The organism is Bradyrhizobium sp. HKCCYLRH3099, assembly GCF_051167855.1.
Taxonomy (GTDB): Bacteria; Pseudomonadota; Alphaproteobacteria; order Rhizobiales; family Xanthobacteraceae; genus Bradyrhizobium.
The window spans coordinates 183302-200582 of sequence record NZ_JBNPTW010000014.1; the positions used below are offsets into that span (position 1 = coordinate 183302).

Consider the following 17281-nt stretch of genomic DNA (forward strand, 5'->3'; position numbering starts at 1 on the left):
GGACGGCTCTTCCCCATGATGACAGGTCCTCTCGTTTCGCTCAGTGCTGCGCAGTTGGAGATCTGGCTGGCGCAGGCGCTGCAGCCTGATAGTCCATCCTACACCGTCGGCGAGGTGATCCATCTTCCCAGCGGCCTCGATCGCGGCTGCTTCGAGCGCGCGCTCCGGCAGACGGTCGATGAGACCGATGCGTTGCACGTCCGATTCTCGCGCTCGGACCGGGGACCCGTCCAACGGCTCGGTGTGCGGCCGCGCTGGCATCTCGTGCAGGAGGACATGCTGCTCCGCTCGGACGCCGATCTGTCGGCCAGACTGGCGCACGAGCTCAAGGTGCCCATCGACATCGAGGGCGACTGTCTGGCGCGCTCGCTGCTGCTGCGGTTCGAAGACGGGCATTTCGCCTGGTGCCAGCTCTTCCACCACATTGCGATGGATGGCTTTGCACGCGCGCTTTTTGCCAAGCGCGTTGCCGACACGTACAGCCGGCTCGTCTCGGGCAGGGAGACCTCCCCGAGGCCCTTCGGGGCTTTCGCAGAGCTGCTGGGTGATGATCGCGACTATCGTGCGTCCGACGAAGCTTTACAGGATCGCGCCTATTGGCGAAACGAGCTCGACGGTTTCGTTCATGGTGCATCCGCGGGAGCGCATGATCCGGATGGAAACGGCTTTCGACGTCAGACGGAACATCTCTCCGCAGGTTTGACCGCCGCTCTTCGGACGGTGGCTGCGACGGCCGGCCTGAGCACCGCAACCATCCTCTGTGCCGTTGCGGCGGTGATCTCGTCGTCGAGCCGTGGCTCTCGCGATACCGTCATCGGCTTCGTGGTTTCGGCGCGTTCCGCGGCAGTGGCGCGGAGCACGCCGGGCACCGTCTCGAACGTGGTTCCGCTTCGGCTGGCCGCCGATCCCCGCGCCAGTTGGCGCAAGTTTCTGGCCGAGATCCGGCTGAAGGTAAAAGCCGCGCTCCAGCATCAGCGCACACGCCTCGAGGATATCCGCCGCGACTTGTCCCTGACCGGAGCAGGGGACGAGCTCACCTCCGTCGTGGTCAACGTCATCCCGTTCTTCGACCTTCTGCAATTCGGTGACGAGACCGCGAAGCTGGAAAACCTGTCGAATGGTCCGGTCGACGACTACTCGGTCGTCGCCTACCCGAACGGCGACACCCCGATGTTGCGGATCGACTTCAACGCCAATGCCGGGCGGCGCAACGACGAGGACCTCGCGCGGTTTCGTCGGCGCTTCCTGCATCTTCTGTCGTGTTTGACATCTGACGTGGATGGCCGCGTGGGCGCGGTGGACCTGCTGCTGGAGGAAGAGCGCGATCTGGTGCTAGGTCGCTGGAATGCGACGGCCGCTCCGCTGCCCGAGAGGCTGCCCGCGGCGTGGTTCGAAGCGCAGGTTCAGCGCTCGCGCGACGCCACGGCGGTCGTCTGCGGTAGCGCTGCCTGGACATATGACGAGCTGAATCGTCGCGCCAACCGGATCGCCCACACGCTGCTGGCCCAGGGCCTCGGGCCCGAGGACCGCGTCGCTCTCGTCATGTCGCGCGCGACGCCGGATCTGATTGCTGCGCTGATGGGCGTGCTCAAGAGCGGCGCTGCCTACCTGCCGCTCGATGCAACCTATCCGCCGGCGCGCATCGCCGCGGTGATCCGCGACGCGCATGTTCGCGTCGCCCTGACCGACGACGCCAATGTGGAGCGCCTGCCTGCGGACCTGCCTTGCCTGCGTCTCGGCCATGATGCGCTCGCAGCTGACGAGACCGACCCGTCTCCGCATCAGGGCCATCACCGCCTGGCCCCCGGCAACGCCGCCTATGTCATCTACACCTCCGGATCGACCGGCGTGCCCAAGGGCGTCGTCGTCGAACAGCGAGGTGTCGCCGATCTCATTGCCTGGGCCCACGACACCTACGGGCGCAGCCTCGACCGCGTCTTCGTCACGACATCGCTCGCCTTCGACGTCTCGGTCTTCGAGATCCTGGCGCCGCTGTGCCGGGGAGGGCGCATCGACCTGCTGGAGAACCTGCTCGCGCTCGCCGAGCATGCCGATGATGCGGGCCCTGCTGCGATGATCAGCGGCGTTCCGTCCGCGCTGGCGAGTCTTCTCGACCACGCCGGCCTGCCGCCGGTCCTGTCCGCCGTCGTGCTGGCGGGGGAGGCGTTGCCGGCGCGCCTCGTCCGCCGCCTGCGGGCCGAACGCCCCGGCTGCCGCATCTCCAACGTCTATGGTCCGACCGAGGCCACGGTCTATGCCACCGCCTGGCACGCTCCCGACAGCGGCGACGAGGTTCCGCCGATCGGACGGCCGCTGCGCAACCGGCCCGTCTACGTCCTCGACAAGGCGCTGCGGCCACTGCCTCCCGGTGTCGCCGGCGATCTGTATCTCGCAGGCGTCGGGCTGGCGCGCGGCTATCTCGACCGCCCTGGTCTCACCGCCGAACGCTTTGTCGCCAATCCCCATGGCGCCCCTGGCGAGCGGATGTACCGCACCGGCGACATCGTCCGGTGGCGCAGCGACGGCAACCTCGACTATCTCGGCCGTTCCGATCATCAGGTGAAGGTCCGCGGCTACCGGATCGAGCTTGGCGAAGTGGAAGAGCGTCTGGTGCGTCATGCCGCCGTCAAGGACGCCGTCGTCGTGCCGCGCGACCTCGGATCGGGTGTCGCCTCGCTGGTCGCCTATGTCGTGGCGCGCGATGCGATGCCGCCGGCCGCGGAGCTGCGCGCTCATCTGGCCGAGACGCTGCCGGACTACATGGTGCCGGGTGCCTTCGTCGGCCTGGCGGCGCTGCCGCTCAACGCCAATGGCAAGCTCGATCGCGCCGCGCTGCCCGCGCCGCGGGCCGGGAGCTGGGGCGAGAGTGCCGTCCCGCTTTCGACGCCCACCGAGACGATCATCGCCGACATCTTCGCGGACCTGCTCGCCACTCCCGACATCCACGCCAACGCAAACTTCTTCCATCTCGGCGGGGACTCGCTGCTGGCCGTTCGCCTGGTCGCTGCCCTGCGCAGACGAACCGGAGGACGCTGGCCGCTCAGCACGGTGTTCCGATCGCCGACCGTGGCGATGCTGGCGCAGCATGTTGAGAGAGAAGCCGCCAGCGGCGATCTGAGTAATAACAAGCCGCAATGGACCCGTCTCACTCCACGGCCCGAACGCATCCCGCTCTCCAGGGCCCAACGCCGTCTTTGGCTGCTGGATCGCCTCGAGGGATCATTGCCCGCTTATCACGTTCCCGTGGCGATCGAGCTTGCGGGTCACCTCGATGAGGCCGCGCTCCGTGACGCCGTCAACGATGTCGTTCGACGCCACGAGCCGCTTCGGACTTGCTTCGGCGAGGAGGACGGCGAGCCGTTTCAGATCGTCGTCGCCGAAAAGAGCATCAGCCTCAAACCGAAGATCGTGCAGGTCGAAGCGGCAGCAGTCGACCCATCGATCCTCGCCGAAGGACGAACCCCCTTCGATCTTGCGCATGACATTCCCTGTCGTGCGGTGTTGTTCCGGATTGCTCCGGAGCTGCATGTTCTCCTTCTGACCGTGCATCACATTGCGATCGATGGCGCGTCGCTGACGCCATTGTTGCGGGATCTCATCCATAGCTATGCAGATCGGCACGCCGGGCGCTCCACGACGTTGGCGCCGTTGCCTCTCCAATATGCAGATTTCGCTCTCTCCGAGCAGAGCGGAGATGGCGATGGCTCGCCGGGATCGAGCCCGCCGGATGACGAAGCCTTCTGGAAGCGGACCCTCCACTGCCTGCCGCAGGAAGCGACGCCCCGAACCGACTACGTCCGTCCGGCGGTTCTCGACGACAGCGGCGACGAGCATCATTTCGCTATTCCTGTTGAATTGCATCGCCGCATCCTTGACCTCGCGGCCGAAGCCGATGCCACCCCTTTCATGTTCATCCATGCGGCGCTCGCCGTGTTGTTGTCCCGGCTCGGCGCTGGAACGGATGTGCCGATCGGCACGCCGATCGATGGACGCCATGATCCCGTCCTTCGCGACCTGGTCGGATGTTTTGCCAACACGCTGGTGTTGCGGACCGACCTTGGAGACGATCCGTCGTTCAGAACTCTGCTGGCCCGGGTGCGGGAGGCAGATCTCGCCGCCTATGACCATCAGGCTCTGCCGTTCGAGCGCCTGATCGAGCTTCTTGACCCACCGCGCTCGCTCTCTCTCCATCCGCTGTTCCAGGTGATGTTGGCCTTTGGCAACGCCGATCCGTTGCCTTGCGCGCCTGGATTGTCGATCCATCGCCGCGCGGTGTCGACCAGGACGTCGAAGTTCGATCTGTCATTCACCTTTCGCGATCACCGGGATTCCGATCTGCGGCCACTCGGCATGAGCGCCGTGATCGAATACAGCACGTCGCTCTATGCCCCGACGACGATCGAACTGTTTGCGAAGCGCTTCCTGCATCTGCTGTCGCGTTTGACGTCTGACATGGATGGCCGTGTGGGCGCGGTGGACCTGCTGCTGGAGGAGGAGCGCGATCTGGTGCTCGGCCGCTGGAATGCGACGGCCGCCCCGCTGCCCGAGAGGCTGCCCGCGGCGTGGTTCGAAGCGCAGGTGCGCCGCTCGCCCGACGCCGCGGCGGTCGTCTGCGGTGGCACTGCCTGGACATATGACGAGCTGAATCGTCGCGCCAACCGGATCGCTCACACGCTGCTGGCCCAGGGCCTCGGGCCCGAGGACCGCGTCGCTCTCGTGATGTCGCGCACGACGCCGGATCTGATTGCGGCGCTGATGGGCGTGCTCAAGAGCGGGGCCGCCTACCTGCCGCTCGATGCAACCTATCCGCCGGCGCGCATCGCCGCGGTGATCCGCGACGCTCATGTTCGCGTCGCCCTGACCGACGACGCCAATGGGGAGCGCCTGCCTGCGGACCTGCCTTGCCTGCGTCTCGGCCATGATGCGCTCGCAGCTGACGAGACCGACCCGTCTCCGCATCAGGGCCATCACCGCCTGGCCCCCGGCAACGCCGCCTATGTCATCTACACCTCCGGATCGACCGGCGTGCCCAAGGGCGTCGTCGTCGAGCAGCGAGGTGTCGCCGATCTCATTGCCTGGGCCCACGACACCTACGGGCGCAGCCTCGACCGCGTCTTCGTTACGACATCGCTCGCCTTCGACGTCTCAGTCTTCGAGATCCTGGCGCCGCTGTGCCGGGGAGGGCGCATCGACCTGCTGGAGAACCTGCTCGCGCTCGCCGAGCATGCCGATGATGCGGGCCCTGCTGCGATGATCAGCGGCGTTCCGTCCGCGCTGGCCAGTCTTCTCGACCACGCTGGCCTGCCGCCGGTCCTGTCCGCCGTCGTGCTGGCGGGGGAGGCCTTGCCGGCCCGCCTCATCCGCCGGCTGCGGGCCGAGCGCCCGGGCTGCCGCATCTCCAACGTCTATGGTCCGACCGAGGCCACGGTCTATGCCACCGCCTGGCACGCTCCCGGCAGCGGCGACGAGGTTCCGCCGATCGGACGGCCGCTGCGCAACCGGCCCGTCTACGTCCTCGACAAGGCGCTGCGGCCACTGCCTCCTGGCGTCGCTGGCGATCTGTATCTCGCCGGCGTCGGGCTGGCGCGCGGCTATCTCGACCGCCCTGGTCTCACCGCCGAACGCTTTGTCGCCAATCCCCATGGCGCCCCTGGCGAGCGGATGTACCGCACCGGCGACATCGTGCGGTGGCGCAGCGACGGCAACCTCGACTATCTCGGCCGTTCCGATCACCAGGTGAAGGTCCGCGGCTACCGGATCGAGCTCGGCGAAGTGGAAGAGCGGCTGGTGCGTCATGCCGCCGTCAAGGACGCCGTGGTCGTGCCGCGTGACCTCGGATCGGGTGTCGCCTCGCTGGTCGCCTATGTCGTGGCGCGCGATACCATGCCGCCGGCCGCGGAGCTGCGCGCTCATCTGGCCGAGACGCTGCCGGACTACATGGTGCCGGGTGCCTTCGTCGGCCTTGCGGCGCTACCGCTCAACGCCAATGGCAAGCTCGATCGCGCCGCGCTGCCCGCGCCGCGGGCCGGGAGCTGGGGCGAGAGCGCCGTCCCTCTCTCGACGCCCACCGAGATGATCATCGCCGACATCTTCGCGGACCTCCTCGCCACTCCCGACATCCATGCCAACTCTAACTTCTTCCATCTCGGCGGAGACAGCATCACATCGCTGCGGCTGGTGGCGCGTGCCCGCGCGCGCGGCCTGGCCATCAGCCCGCGTCAGGTCTTCCGTCATCCCACCGTCGCCGGACTCGCGCTGGTGGCCAGCCCGGCTGCCGATGGTCCTTCGTCCGATCCGATCCCGGGCACATCGCTGCCGGCAACGCCGATCATGCTCTGGCTGAGGGATCGAGGGCAGAGCGCCCATTTCAGCCAATCCGTACTGCTCGATGTCCCCGGCGATTTGACCGAGATCGCGGTGACCTTGCTGCTCGATCGGCTTGCCGCCCGCCACGATGCGCTGCGGCTTCGTCTCAACGCCGATTGGACCCTCGAGGTGCGGCCGGCCGAAACCGGATTCCATGCCGGTTCGGTTGCCACATTGCCGGCCGGGGCCGACGTTGCTGTGGCAACGCAGGAGGCCGCGATGCAGCTTCAGCCCTTCGAAGGTCGGCTGCTGCAGGCGCGACTCGTACCCGAGTCCGGAGATCTCGGACGCCGTCTGCTCCTCGTAGTCCATCACCTTGCCATCGACGGCGTGTCCTGGCGCATCGTGATGAACGAACTTGCGGCGCTATGGCAGGCGTTCGCCAACGGTACCGAGCCTCCGCCGCCGCCCTCGACCTTCCGCAGCTGGGCTCTCGGACTGAGTGACGCTGCGAGAAGCGCTGAAGTGGTCAGCGAAATTCCCTACTGGCGCGCGGTTCTGGAAGCACCCACGATCAGCTTTGCGTCAGGCCCGCTGATGGCGGCCCGCGACCGCGTCGCGCTCGTCAATCGCATGACCATCTCTCTGACGCCGGCGGAAACGAGATCGCTCTTGGTCGCTCCCGGCCGGCTGAACTTGAAGATCCACGAGCTTCTGCTGACGGCGCTTCTCATGGCTGCGCGTCGGATCGCGCAGTCGGAAGAGGGTGCACTGAGGATCGACGTCGAGGGGCACGGACGCGAAGACGTCGTCGCGGGGATCGACGCCGGTCAGACGGTGGGCTGGTTCACCAGCCTCTATCCCGCCGTGTTGAGCGGTCCTCCCGGAAACGGAGCAGCCGAACTCCCAGCGCTCCTGCGCAGCGTCAAGCAGGCCATGCGCACGATCCCAGCCAATGGCGTGGGGTTTGGGCTGTTGCGCTACTTGAACGAGTCCGAAGGCAAGCTGCTTCGGGATGCTATCTCGCCTGAGATCTGCTTCAACTATCTCGGCCGCTTCAGCGACGGAGCGGGATCATGGCTGCCGGCGCCTGAGCATCCGGCCCTCGGCGTTGTCCGTGATCCCGACATGGCTGTCGCGCATGCCATCGAGGTGCTTGCGCATATCAGGGATGACAGGTCCGGTCCTGTCTTTTCGATCGAATGGGCATGGGCCCCCGATCTCGTCGCGGGCTCGACCGTTGAAGCACTGGCTCGGTCGTGGGACGACGCCCTCCGATCCGTCCTCGATTTCGCGGGCAGGGACGACGTCCGCCCGATCGTGACGCCGGCCGATCTGCTGCTGGTCAAGCTGTCACAGGCCGAAATCGACGGGCTCGCTGCGCGGCGGGCGCAGCTCGAGGATGTTCTTCCGCTCACGCCGCTTCAGGAAGGACTGCTGTTTCACACGCTTTATGATGACGAGGGCGATGACACCTATCTCGTCCAGCTGGTCTTGAGGTTGGGAGGGCAGGTGGATCCGGTCCGCCTGCGCGCGTCATGTGCTGCGCTCGTCGCGCGACACGCCGTCCTGCGCTCATGTTTCGAGCACCAGGGCCATGATCGTCCGATCCAGATCGTCTTGTCCGCGGTCGAGCTGTGCTGGGAAGATGTCCGCATCGCCGATGCGGATGATGAGCAGGCCTGGCTCGCGTCCAACCAGGCCAGACGCTTCGACCCCGCGCAGCCGCCTTTGGTCGCCTTCACGCTGCTTCAACGAGACGACGGGACCTCGCTGCTGGTCCTCAGTCTGCATCATCTTCTTCTCGACGGCTGGTCGATTCCGGTCGTGATGCGAGATCTCGCCGCGCTGTATGACGGTGTCGGTCTGCCGGCGGCCGTTCCCCATCGCCGCTTTCTGGAATGGCTGGCCGCTCAAGACCGGGTCGAGGCTCTCAAGTCCTGGACCGAAGCCCTTGCCAGTGCTCCGCCTCTCACGCACCTGGTCGAGAAGAAGGATAAGAGCCGGTCGATGCTCCATGCCGTTGCGCGGGATTCCTTGAGCGCCGCGGAAACCTCCGCGGTCGCATCCTGTGCCGCTGCCTGAACCACCACGCCCAGCGTGCTGGTGCAGACCGCGTGGGCGGTTCTGCTGTCGCGTCTGACGCGCCAGGACGAGGTTTCGTTTGGGATCACGGTTTCGGGCCGGCCGCCCGAACTCTCAGGCGCGGACCGGATCGTCGGTCTTCTGATCAATACGCTCCCGCTGTGGGTCTCCGTTCGGAAGGACATGACGTTGCGGCAGCTCTGCCAATCCGTTCAGGACAGGGTCGCCTTCCTGCTTGCGCATCCCAACGTGCCGTTGGCCGATCTCCAGCGCATCGCAGACGGCAAGCTGTTCGATACGCTGGTCGTGTACGAGAGCTTCCCCGATCGCGAGGCAAGCCTCGGCGCCGGCGACTTGCGCATCGAGGCCGTCGAGGGACGTGAAACGTCTCACTACACGCTTTCGTTTCTGGCGCTACCAGGCACGCAGCTCGCTTTCAGGCTCAACTATCGCGCCGATCTGTTCGAGCCTGGTGTCGGGGACGAACTGCTCACCCGCTTTCGGCATCTTCTGATCGGGCTTTGCGCCAACCCGGACCAGGCCGTTGGCGCCCTGAGAGCGAGTTCTCGCGAAGATTTGCAGCAGGGAGTGATCAGCGGTCCAGATCCAGTGGCGCCAGCCCCGGACGTGATCGCCCGTTTCAACGCGCAGGTCGTTCGCCGGCCGGCGACGATTGCTGTCGAGAGCGGGGCGGATCGGCTGACTTTCAAAGACCTCGATCTCTGGTCGGATGCGATCGCCGCGCGCCTGACGAACAGAGGCGTAAGGCCGGAAGATCGGGTTGCGCTTCTCTTCGAGCGCGGAGCGGCATTGGTGGCCGCGCTCATCGGTGTTCTGAAGACCGGCGCCACGTTCGTGCCGCTCGACCCGAAGTACCCCGATGCGAGGCTCGATGCGCTAATCGCAGACGCCGACGTCAGCTTGACGCTCGGCGACGCCGCCGCAAGGCAACGCATGCGGTCCGAGATCAGTCTGGTCGATGCCCGCGAGAGCGGCGATCGCTTTCCCACGGTCCTTCCGTCTTCTGACAGCCCGGCCTACCTCATTTTCACCTCCGGCACGACGGGACGACCGAAAGGAGTCGTCGTCACCCGGGGCGGGCTTGCAAACTACGCCGGTTGGGCGATCGACGCCTACGGTCTCGGCGAGGGCGGTGGCGCGGCGGTCACGACGTCCCTCGCGTTCGACGCGACCATCACGAGTTTGCTGCTGCCGCTCCTGGCCGGCGAACGCGTCATTCTGTTTGACGAAGCGCGCCAGTTCGATCTGCTGGCCGACCAACGTGATCGCCTTTCCCTGCTCAAGCTGACGCCGACCCAGGTCGGATTGCTGGCGCAGATGTCCACTGTGGAACGTCTCGCCGGACTGGCGCGGCGGCTCGTCATCGGCGGCGAAGCGCTGGCGGCGGAAACGCTGCAGCCCTGGCGAAGAGGGGCGCCCGACACACGCCTCATCAACGAGTACGGTCCGACCGAAACCGTCGTCGGCTGTGTGGCCTATGAAGTTCGTGCCGACGATCCGGAAGCGGGCGCTGTCGCGATCGGCGCGCCAATTGCCGGCACCCGGCTCCTGATCCTCGATGAGGCGCTGCAACCCGTTCCTCAAGGACTCCCCGGGGAATTGTACATTGCGGGCGCCGGACTTGCGCGCGGCTATTTCCGGCGGCCGGATCTCACAGCCGAGCGCTTCGTCGCGGCCCCCTGCTGCGGTCCAGGCGCGCGCATGTATCGGACCGGCGACCTCGTGCAGCGCCGAGGCGATGGCGCGCTCGTCTTCCTCGGCCGTACGGATCATCAGATCAAGATGCGGGGTCACCGGATCGAGCCTGCCGAGATCGAGATGGCGCTTCTCGAACTGCCGGGCATCGATCAGGCATTGGTGCTGGCAATCTCCGACGAGGCGGGGCGGCAGAGGCTCGTGGCCTATGCCGTTGCCCGCGCCGCGCTGCCGCACTGGCGCGAGATCCTGGCGGGCCGGCTGCCGGACTTCATGGTGCCGGACGATCTGGTGATACTTGATCAGTTCCCGCTGACGGCCAACGGCAAGATCGATCGGGCGGGGTTGCTGATCCCGGCGTCCAAGGCCGAGAGTTTCGTGGAGCCGGCAACGGAGGCTGAGCGCGCAATCGCGCAGATCGCCGCCGGCCTTCTCAAGGTCGATCGCGTCAGCGCGGACGCAGGCTTCTTCGCGCTCGGTGGCGATTCCATCCTGTCGATCCAACTGGTCAGCCGCGCCCGTCGCGCCGGCTATGTGCTGAAGCCGCAACAGGTGTTCGAGCTGCAGACGGTGCGCGCCCTTGCGGCCGCAGCCCGGCCCGTGAAAGCGGACGCCGCCGCGCGGCCTGCCGCGGTGACATCATTCGAGCCGACACCGATCATGCAATGGTTGTCGCGCCGCGGCGGTCCCATCGGGTGCTACGCCCAGTCGGTGGTCATAGACCTCGGGTCGGACACCACCTCCACCGCGGTGATCGAAGCCGTCGGCACGCTTTGGCGTCGTCACGAGATGCTCCGCGCCAAGCAGCTTGCCGACGCCATCACGATCCTGCCGGTTGAAGCAGCCACGCCACCAGACGTCTCAGAGAAGGCCGTGGCAATGACGGAGTGGAGAGCGCAGCTTGCGGAGGAGCGTCAGAGGCTGGCCTTGGCTCTCTCGCCCGAACGCGGCATCATGCTGCGGGCGACAATCTTTGCAGGTGAGGATCGGCTCTGGCTGCTGCTCTGCCTGCATCATCTCGTCTGCGATGGTGTCTCCTGGCGAATCCTGATCGAGGATCTCGAGAATCTTCTTCGCGGCCGCGCACTCGATCAGCCCTCGACGCCGTTTGCCACCTACGCGCGCGAGATGGCCGGCGATGCCTCGTCACGCCGGGATGAGCTCCCGTTCTGGCAAGGGCAGCTCGATTCCGCAGGTCAGCTGCTGCCGAACGTCTGCCTCGACCGGGCACGCGATACGTTCGGGACGCGGCAGGTGCTCCGCACGACCTGTCCGCACGAGGTGACCCAGGCGCTGCTTGGGCCGATCCCGCAAGCCTTCGCCGCAAGCATTGACGATATCCTGCTGACGGCACTCGTGGTCGCCGTCAAGCGCTGGCGTCGGGGGCGAGGGGATGCACGGCCGAAGCTGCTCGTGGCTGTCGAAGGCCACGGACGCGGGCACGGGTCTCTCGATGTCTCGCGCACGGTGGGCTGGTTCACCGTGATGTATCCGCTCCTCCTGTCGCTCGACGAGTCGTCGAACGAGATCGATGATGCTGTGCTGACCATCAAGGAGCAGCGGCGACGCATGCCGGGAGATGGCAGCGGCTACGGCATCCTCCGCGCGTTGGCCGAGAACGGCGACGCTGACGCCCGGAGTCTGACCGCCAATGGGATTGAGCCGCAGATTCTCTTCAACTACCTGGGACGTTCGACAGGAGTGCTCGACGAATTCGCGGCGAGCGCCGGCGACGACTTGCCGCTCGCACATATCCTGACCGTCAATGCCATCACCCGAGAGGAGGAGGGGCGGCCCACATTCGACCTCGATTGGTCATTCGCTCCCCATCTGATCGGCGCGTCGGACGTCAGGGCGATCGCTGACCATTGGCACGCTGCGATTGATGACATTGCGAGCTCGGTGACGCGGGGCGGGGGCGGGCGGTCGCCGTCAGATTTCCCGCTGGTCGCGCTGTCGCAGGAGCAGGTCAACGGCCTCCTCAGGGCCGTTCCGGACGCCGTCGATATTCTGCCCCTCGCCCCGCTCCAGGAAGGCCTCCTGTTCCACGCCCGCTACGAGCGAGAGGCGAGCGCCATCTACGTGTCGCAGGTCGTTCTCGACCTCGAAGGTCCGCTGGATGAGGAGCGGCTGCACGCGGCAGCCACTCGTCTGATCGATCGGCATGATAGCCTGAGGGCGACCTTCCTCGACACCAGCGATGCGCGACCGGTGCAAGCGATCCGCCGCACGGTGCCGCTCGACTGGCGGGTCATCAGCCTGCCGCAGCAAAGCGACGTCGCCCCCGATCTGGCCATTCGCGACATCATGGATAGGGATCGCTGCGCGGGTTTCCGTCTGGATCGTTCCGATCCGCTGGTCCGCTTCCGCCTCATTCGCCGTGACGCGCAGCATCACAGTCTGCTCTGCACCTTCCATCATATCGTCATCGACGGCTGGTCGATCCCGAACATCATTCGCGAATTGATGACACTGCACGCTGATCCCTCGGCGGAACTGGCTTCTCCGGGGCGGCGCAAGGACTACCTCACCTGGCTCGCCGCGCAGGATCGTGAAGCTGCGATCGGCGCTTGGCTCGACGCCTTGCGTGGACTCAACCAGCCGGTCCGATTGGCCGGCGCCGCCGCGCCGGGCGACGGCCAGCACGTGCAGATCAGGCGCCGCCTCGCCCTAAACGCGGAGGCCGGCCTTCTCGCCCTCGCACGCGCCAACGATCTGACCGTCAACACCGTGATGCAGGTCGCCTGGGCCATTCTGCTCGGACGGCTCACGCGACGCAACGACGTGGTCTTCGGCATCACGATCGGTGGGCGGCCGCCGGAATTGCCAGGTGTCGAGACGAGCGTGGGTTTGTTCATCAACACGCTTCCGCTGCGGGTCGTGCTACGCACGGACGAAAGCGCCCATGCTCTTCTGCAACGGGTTCAGGCCTCTCAAGCCGCGCTGCTGTCGCATCAACATGTCAGCCTCACTGCCATCCAGCGGGCCATCGGACTGGGCGATCTGTTCGACACGCTGCTCGCGTACGAAAACTACCCGCTCGACCGGGCCGCGCTTGCTCGACCGGTGGGAGAGCTCGCGGTCGCCCGCGTCTGGAGCGTCGATTTCGCGCACTATCCGCTGTCGATCGTCATCGTACCGAGCGAGTCGCTGGACATCAGGTTCAACGCCCGAGCGGACATCATTCCGGAAGCAACGCTCGAGGGAATTGCCGCGCAATTCGTTGCGCTTTTGGAGGATCTTTCGCGGCAGACCGATCGGCCCGTAGGAGCTCTTGGAACGACAAGATCGTCCGTACCACCGGCGCTGGGGGGCGCTGAGGTCGATCAGCCCGAACGTTCGATCTGTGATGTCTTCGCGCGCCAAGTCGAACAGCGGCCCGGCGCGACGGCCATCGTCGATGGAGACCGGACGAGCACCTATGCCGAGCTTGATGCATCGTCCAACCGGCTCGCCCGGCATCTCGTCACCTTGGGCCTCAGCGTCGGTCAATCCGTGGCCATGGTTCTGCCGAGAGGTCCGGAGCAGGTCATCACGATGCTGGCGATCCTCAAGGCCGGGGGCTGCTACATCCCGCTCGACGAAGCGCTTCCGGCCGCCCGCGTCGCTGACATCCTGGCCGAAGCCGGTGCGACCGTCCTGGTCACTGTCACAGCGACAGACCCATCCCTGCGGGAAGGCATCAGGGCTGTTGTCCTGGATGATCCCGAGACCGCATCTTGTATCGCCTCGTCGCCGTCAACGCCGCCTGGCATCACGGCGCATCCGCTGGCAGCCGCCTATGTGATCTACACATCCGGGTCCACGGGGCGCCCCAAGGGCGTGGTGGTGACACACGCGAATGTCTTGCGGCTGTTCACGGCCACGCGGCAGTTTGCCTTCAATGAACGGGATTGCTGGACTCTCTTCCACTCGACGGCGTTCGACTTCTCGGTCTGGGAGATCTGGGGCGCGCTGTTGCATGGCTGTCGTCTCGTCATCGTGCCCTGGGAGACGTCGCGAGACCCTGGCGCATTCCTGGCGCTGCTCGAGGCGCAGGCAGTCACGATCCTGAACCAGACTCCGTCGGCGTTCTACCAGCTCTTGGACGCGATCGAACTGCAGCCCGAGCTCGCTACGAGTTTAGCGCTTCGCTGGGTTATTTTCGGTGGCGAGGCTCTCGACGTTCACAAATTGCGTCCTTGGTTCGACCGGTTCGGAACCGAACGGCCGCAGCTCGTCAACATGTACGGGATCACCGAGACGACGGTCCATGTCACGCATCTCGTCCTGCCAGTCTCGCCGACGAGAGGCGGCAGCCCGATCGGCATCCCGATCGATGATCTCGAAATTCACCTCCTCGATACGGCGCTGCGCGAAGTGCCGAGCGGACTCATCGGCGAGGTCTTCGTCGGCGGAGGCGGCGTGTCTCGGGGGTACCTCGGGCGCCCCGATCTCACAGCCGAACGCTTCGTCGCCCATCCGACGGGCAACGGCAGACGACTCTACCGGACCGGCGATCTGGCCTTGCGGCGCGAGGATGGAAGCCTGGCCTATGTCGGCCGCTCCGATCATCAGGTGAAGATGCGCGGCTTCCGCATCGAGCTCGGCGAAATCGAAAGCCGGCTCTCGCTGGTCGATGGCGTCAGGCAGGCGGCCGTGATCCTGCGCGAGGACGAGCCGGGGCATCGGCGGCTCGTGGGTTATGTCGTGCTGAGCAAGGATGCCGTGCATGACGAGGCAAGCGTGCGGGCGTCGCTGGCCGCCTACCTGCCCGGCTACATGGTCCCGTCGCAGATCATGATGCTCGACCACATGCCGTTGACCCGCAACGGCAAGCTTGACCGCGACCGGCTGCCCGCGCCGGAACGCGCTGTGTCGGTCAGCAGGCGCGCCCCACGTGACAGGCGAGAGGAAGAGATGGGCAGACTGTTTGCCGAGGTTCTCGGCCTGCCCGAGGTCGGTGTCGACGAGGAATTCTTTGCGCTGGGCGGCGACTCGCTGCGTGCGATGCGTCTGATCGGGCTGGTCAGAGCCCGCTTCCAGGTCAATTGCTCGATCCGCACGCTGTTCGACAATCCGACGGTTGAAGCCCTGGCGAACAGCATTGATCACGTCGCCCCTGAGGGGAATCCCTTGGAGGGGCTCATTGCGATCAGAGCTGCCGGGACGAGGCCGCCCCTGTTCTGCATCCATCCGGGTGGCGGGCTGAGCTGGGTCTATGCGCGATTGATGCGATATCTCCCGGCCGATCAGCCGATCTTTGCGCTGCAGGCCCGGGGCTTCAAGGACGGCGACACGCTTGCTTCGAGCATCGAGGCGATGGCGGAGGACTATCTGGCGGCCATGCGCAGGGTCCGGCCGAAAGGTCCATATCACCTTCTCGGTTGGTCGTTCGGCGGTTTGACCGCCTATGCCATTGCGTGCCGCCTGCAAGAGCAGGGCGAGGCTCCGGGGATCGTCACGCTGCTCGATGCCTATCCGGTCCGCGCTGCGGATCAAGCCATGCCGGTCCAAGACGATGAATTGCTTGCCGATCAGGTCGCGATGTTAGGCGCGTTTCCTCGGTGGAAGGAGGCCGGGTCCCTGCGCCAGGCGCTGCTGGCCGATCGTGGTGCTCTCGCGACGCTCAGTGCAAGGGACATCGACGCGCTCGTCGAGATCACGCGAAACAACGTTCGATTGGCCACGGGTTGGGAGCCGCCCCGTCTGGAAGGTGATGCGCATCTCTTCATTGCGGATGCAGGCGCCCTGCCGCCGTTCGATTGGAGGGACCGGGTTGACGGGACGCTCCATCGCCACCTCGTTCCCTGTCGACACGGGGACATGCTGCAACCCGGCCCGCTCGCCAGCATCTGTCACACCCTCAACGGCCTACTGACACAAGCTCACAAGCAGGAGATCCTCTCATGACCAACCCGTTCGAAGATCCTGACGCCCGATACCTGGTTCTGATCAACGAGGAGGGGCAATACTCGCTCTGGCCGGCGTTCGCGGACGTTCCTCCCGGCTGGGAGGTCCGGCTGCGGGACGCCGCGCGCGCCGAGGCGCTTGCTTTCGTGAACGAGAACTGGACCGACATGCGTCCGCGCAGCCTGGTCAAGGCCATGGAGGGCGGCACGCAATGACCGAGCTCGTCGAAAGAACGGCAGAGACGCTTCGATCAGATTGGCATGAGGCGTTTGCCCGCGAGGGATACATCGTTATTCACGACGTCCTGTCCGCCGCTGAAATCGATGCCTGCGCGGCGTCGCTCGCAACGCTGCGCGAGCTGCGTCCGGACCTCGTCGCTCCGTCGACCGCGCCCGCCCGCGATCGGATCGAATCCATGGTGAGGCTGGCGCAGGCAGGAAACGAGATCGATGCGGTGGAGCAAATTGCCCTGCATCCAACGATTCGCGACGCCCTTCACCAGGTGTTCGGTCAGGAGCCGGTGGCGCGCTACACGCGGCTTCTCGCTCAATCCCCGGGCGCCTTGCCGGTCAACGCTGCGCGACGCGGCACGCCCCATCTCCATAATTTCGGAATGGCGACCCGCCCGCCGGGCGGCCGGGCGATCGCCTGGACTCCCGTCGACGACGTTCATCTCGATGCCGGCCCGATGTGGGTGCTGCCGCGATCTCATATCGCGTTCGCCTCATTTCCGGATCGGCTGCTCGATGCCATTCCGGACGGTCGCGACCGCCTGCACGAGCTGTGGCGGCAAGGCGGCAGCGCCGAAGACTGGCTGAGCTGGCACGGCGCGGTCGGCGATCACTCGATGGCGATCCTCGCCGATTGGATCGAGGAGACCGGCGCTCAGCCTGTTCCGGTGATGCTGCGCAGGGGAGACGTTCTGATCTTCTCCAACGACCTGCTGCATGGCTCGCTGATAGCCCGCAATCCCGACATCCCGCGCCGGATCATGTTCACCCACTATCATGCCGACGGGCGAGAACTCTGGGAGCTCGGTGACGCCGTGGGATCTGACGAGAATCCGCAAGGACCCCGGCTCTTCGAGAAGCGCGACTGGGTCCGGCGCAAGCGCGGACTGACCGATCCCGACGGCCTGTACCGGTTCTATGCTTCCATGAAGGGATTTTTCGACTAACTCACCGGGTGAATGTACCAGCTTCGTCCGGGACGGCATTGAAACAGACGTCGCGAGACTTTCGCGATGCCGCTCCAAAATGCGCGGCTTGAGCGTCCATACACG

The 17281-nt window shown here is 66.0% G+C and carries 2 protein-coding genes and 1 pseudogene; all 3 read left to right on the forward strand.

Going from position 1 to position 17281, the window contains the following annotated elements; genetic code table 11:
* The first annotated feature begins 18 nt into the window (after window positions 1-18).
* The 3 genes and pseudogenes from ACQR1Y_RS24320 to ACQR1Y_RS24330 all read left to right on the forward strand — a co-directional run bounded on the left by ACQR1Y_RS24320 (window position 19) and on the right by ACQR1Y_RS24330 (window position 17176).
* Window positions 19-15999 (forward strand): annotated as a pseudogene (locus tag ACQR1Y_RS24320) (amino acid adenylation domain-containing protein).
* The gene (locus tag ACQR1Y_RS24325) at window positions 15996-16214 is read left to right on the forward strand and encodes an MbtH family protein (protein ID WP_434860054.1); all 219 of its coding nucleotides are present in this window, start codon (window positions 15996-15998) and stop codon (window positions 16212-16214) included. Before ACQR1Y_RS24320 ends, ACQR1Y_RS24325 begins: the two are co-directional and overlap by 4 nt.
* Window positions 16211-17176, forward strand: a complete 966-nt coding sequence (locus ACQR1Y_RS24330; RefSeq protein ID WP_434878505.1) for a phytanoyl-CoA dioxygenase family protein — start codon at window positions 16211-16213, stop codon at window positions 17174-17176. The genes ACQR1Y_RS24325 and ACQR1Y_RS24330 overlap by 4 nt, the downstream gene beginning before the upstream one ends.
* Window positions 17177-17281: the final 105 nt, after the last annotated feature.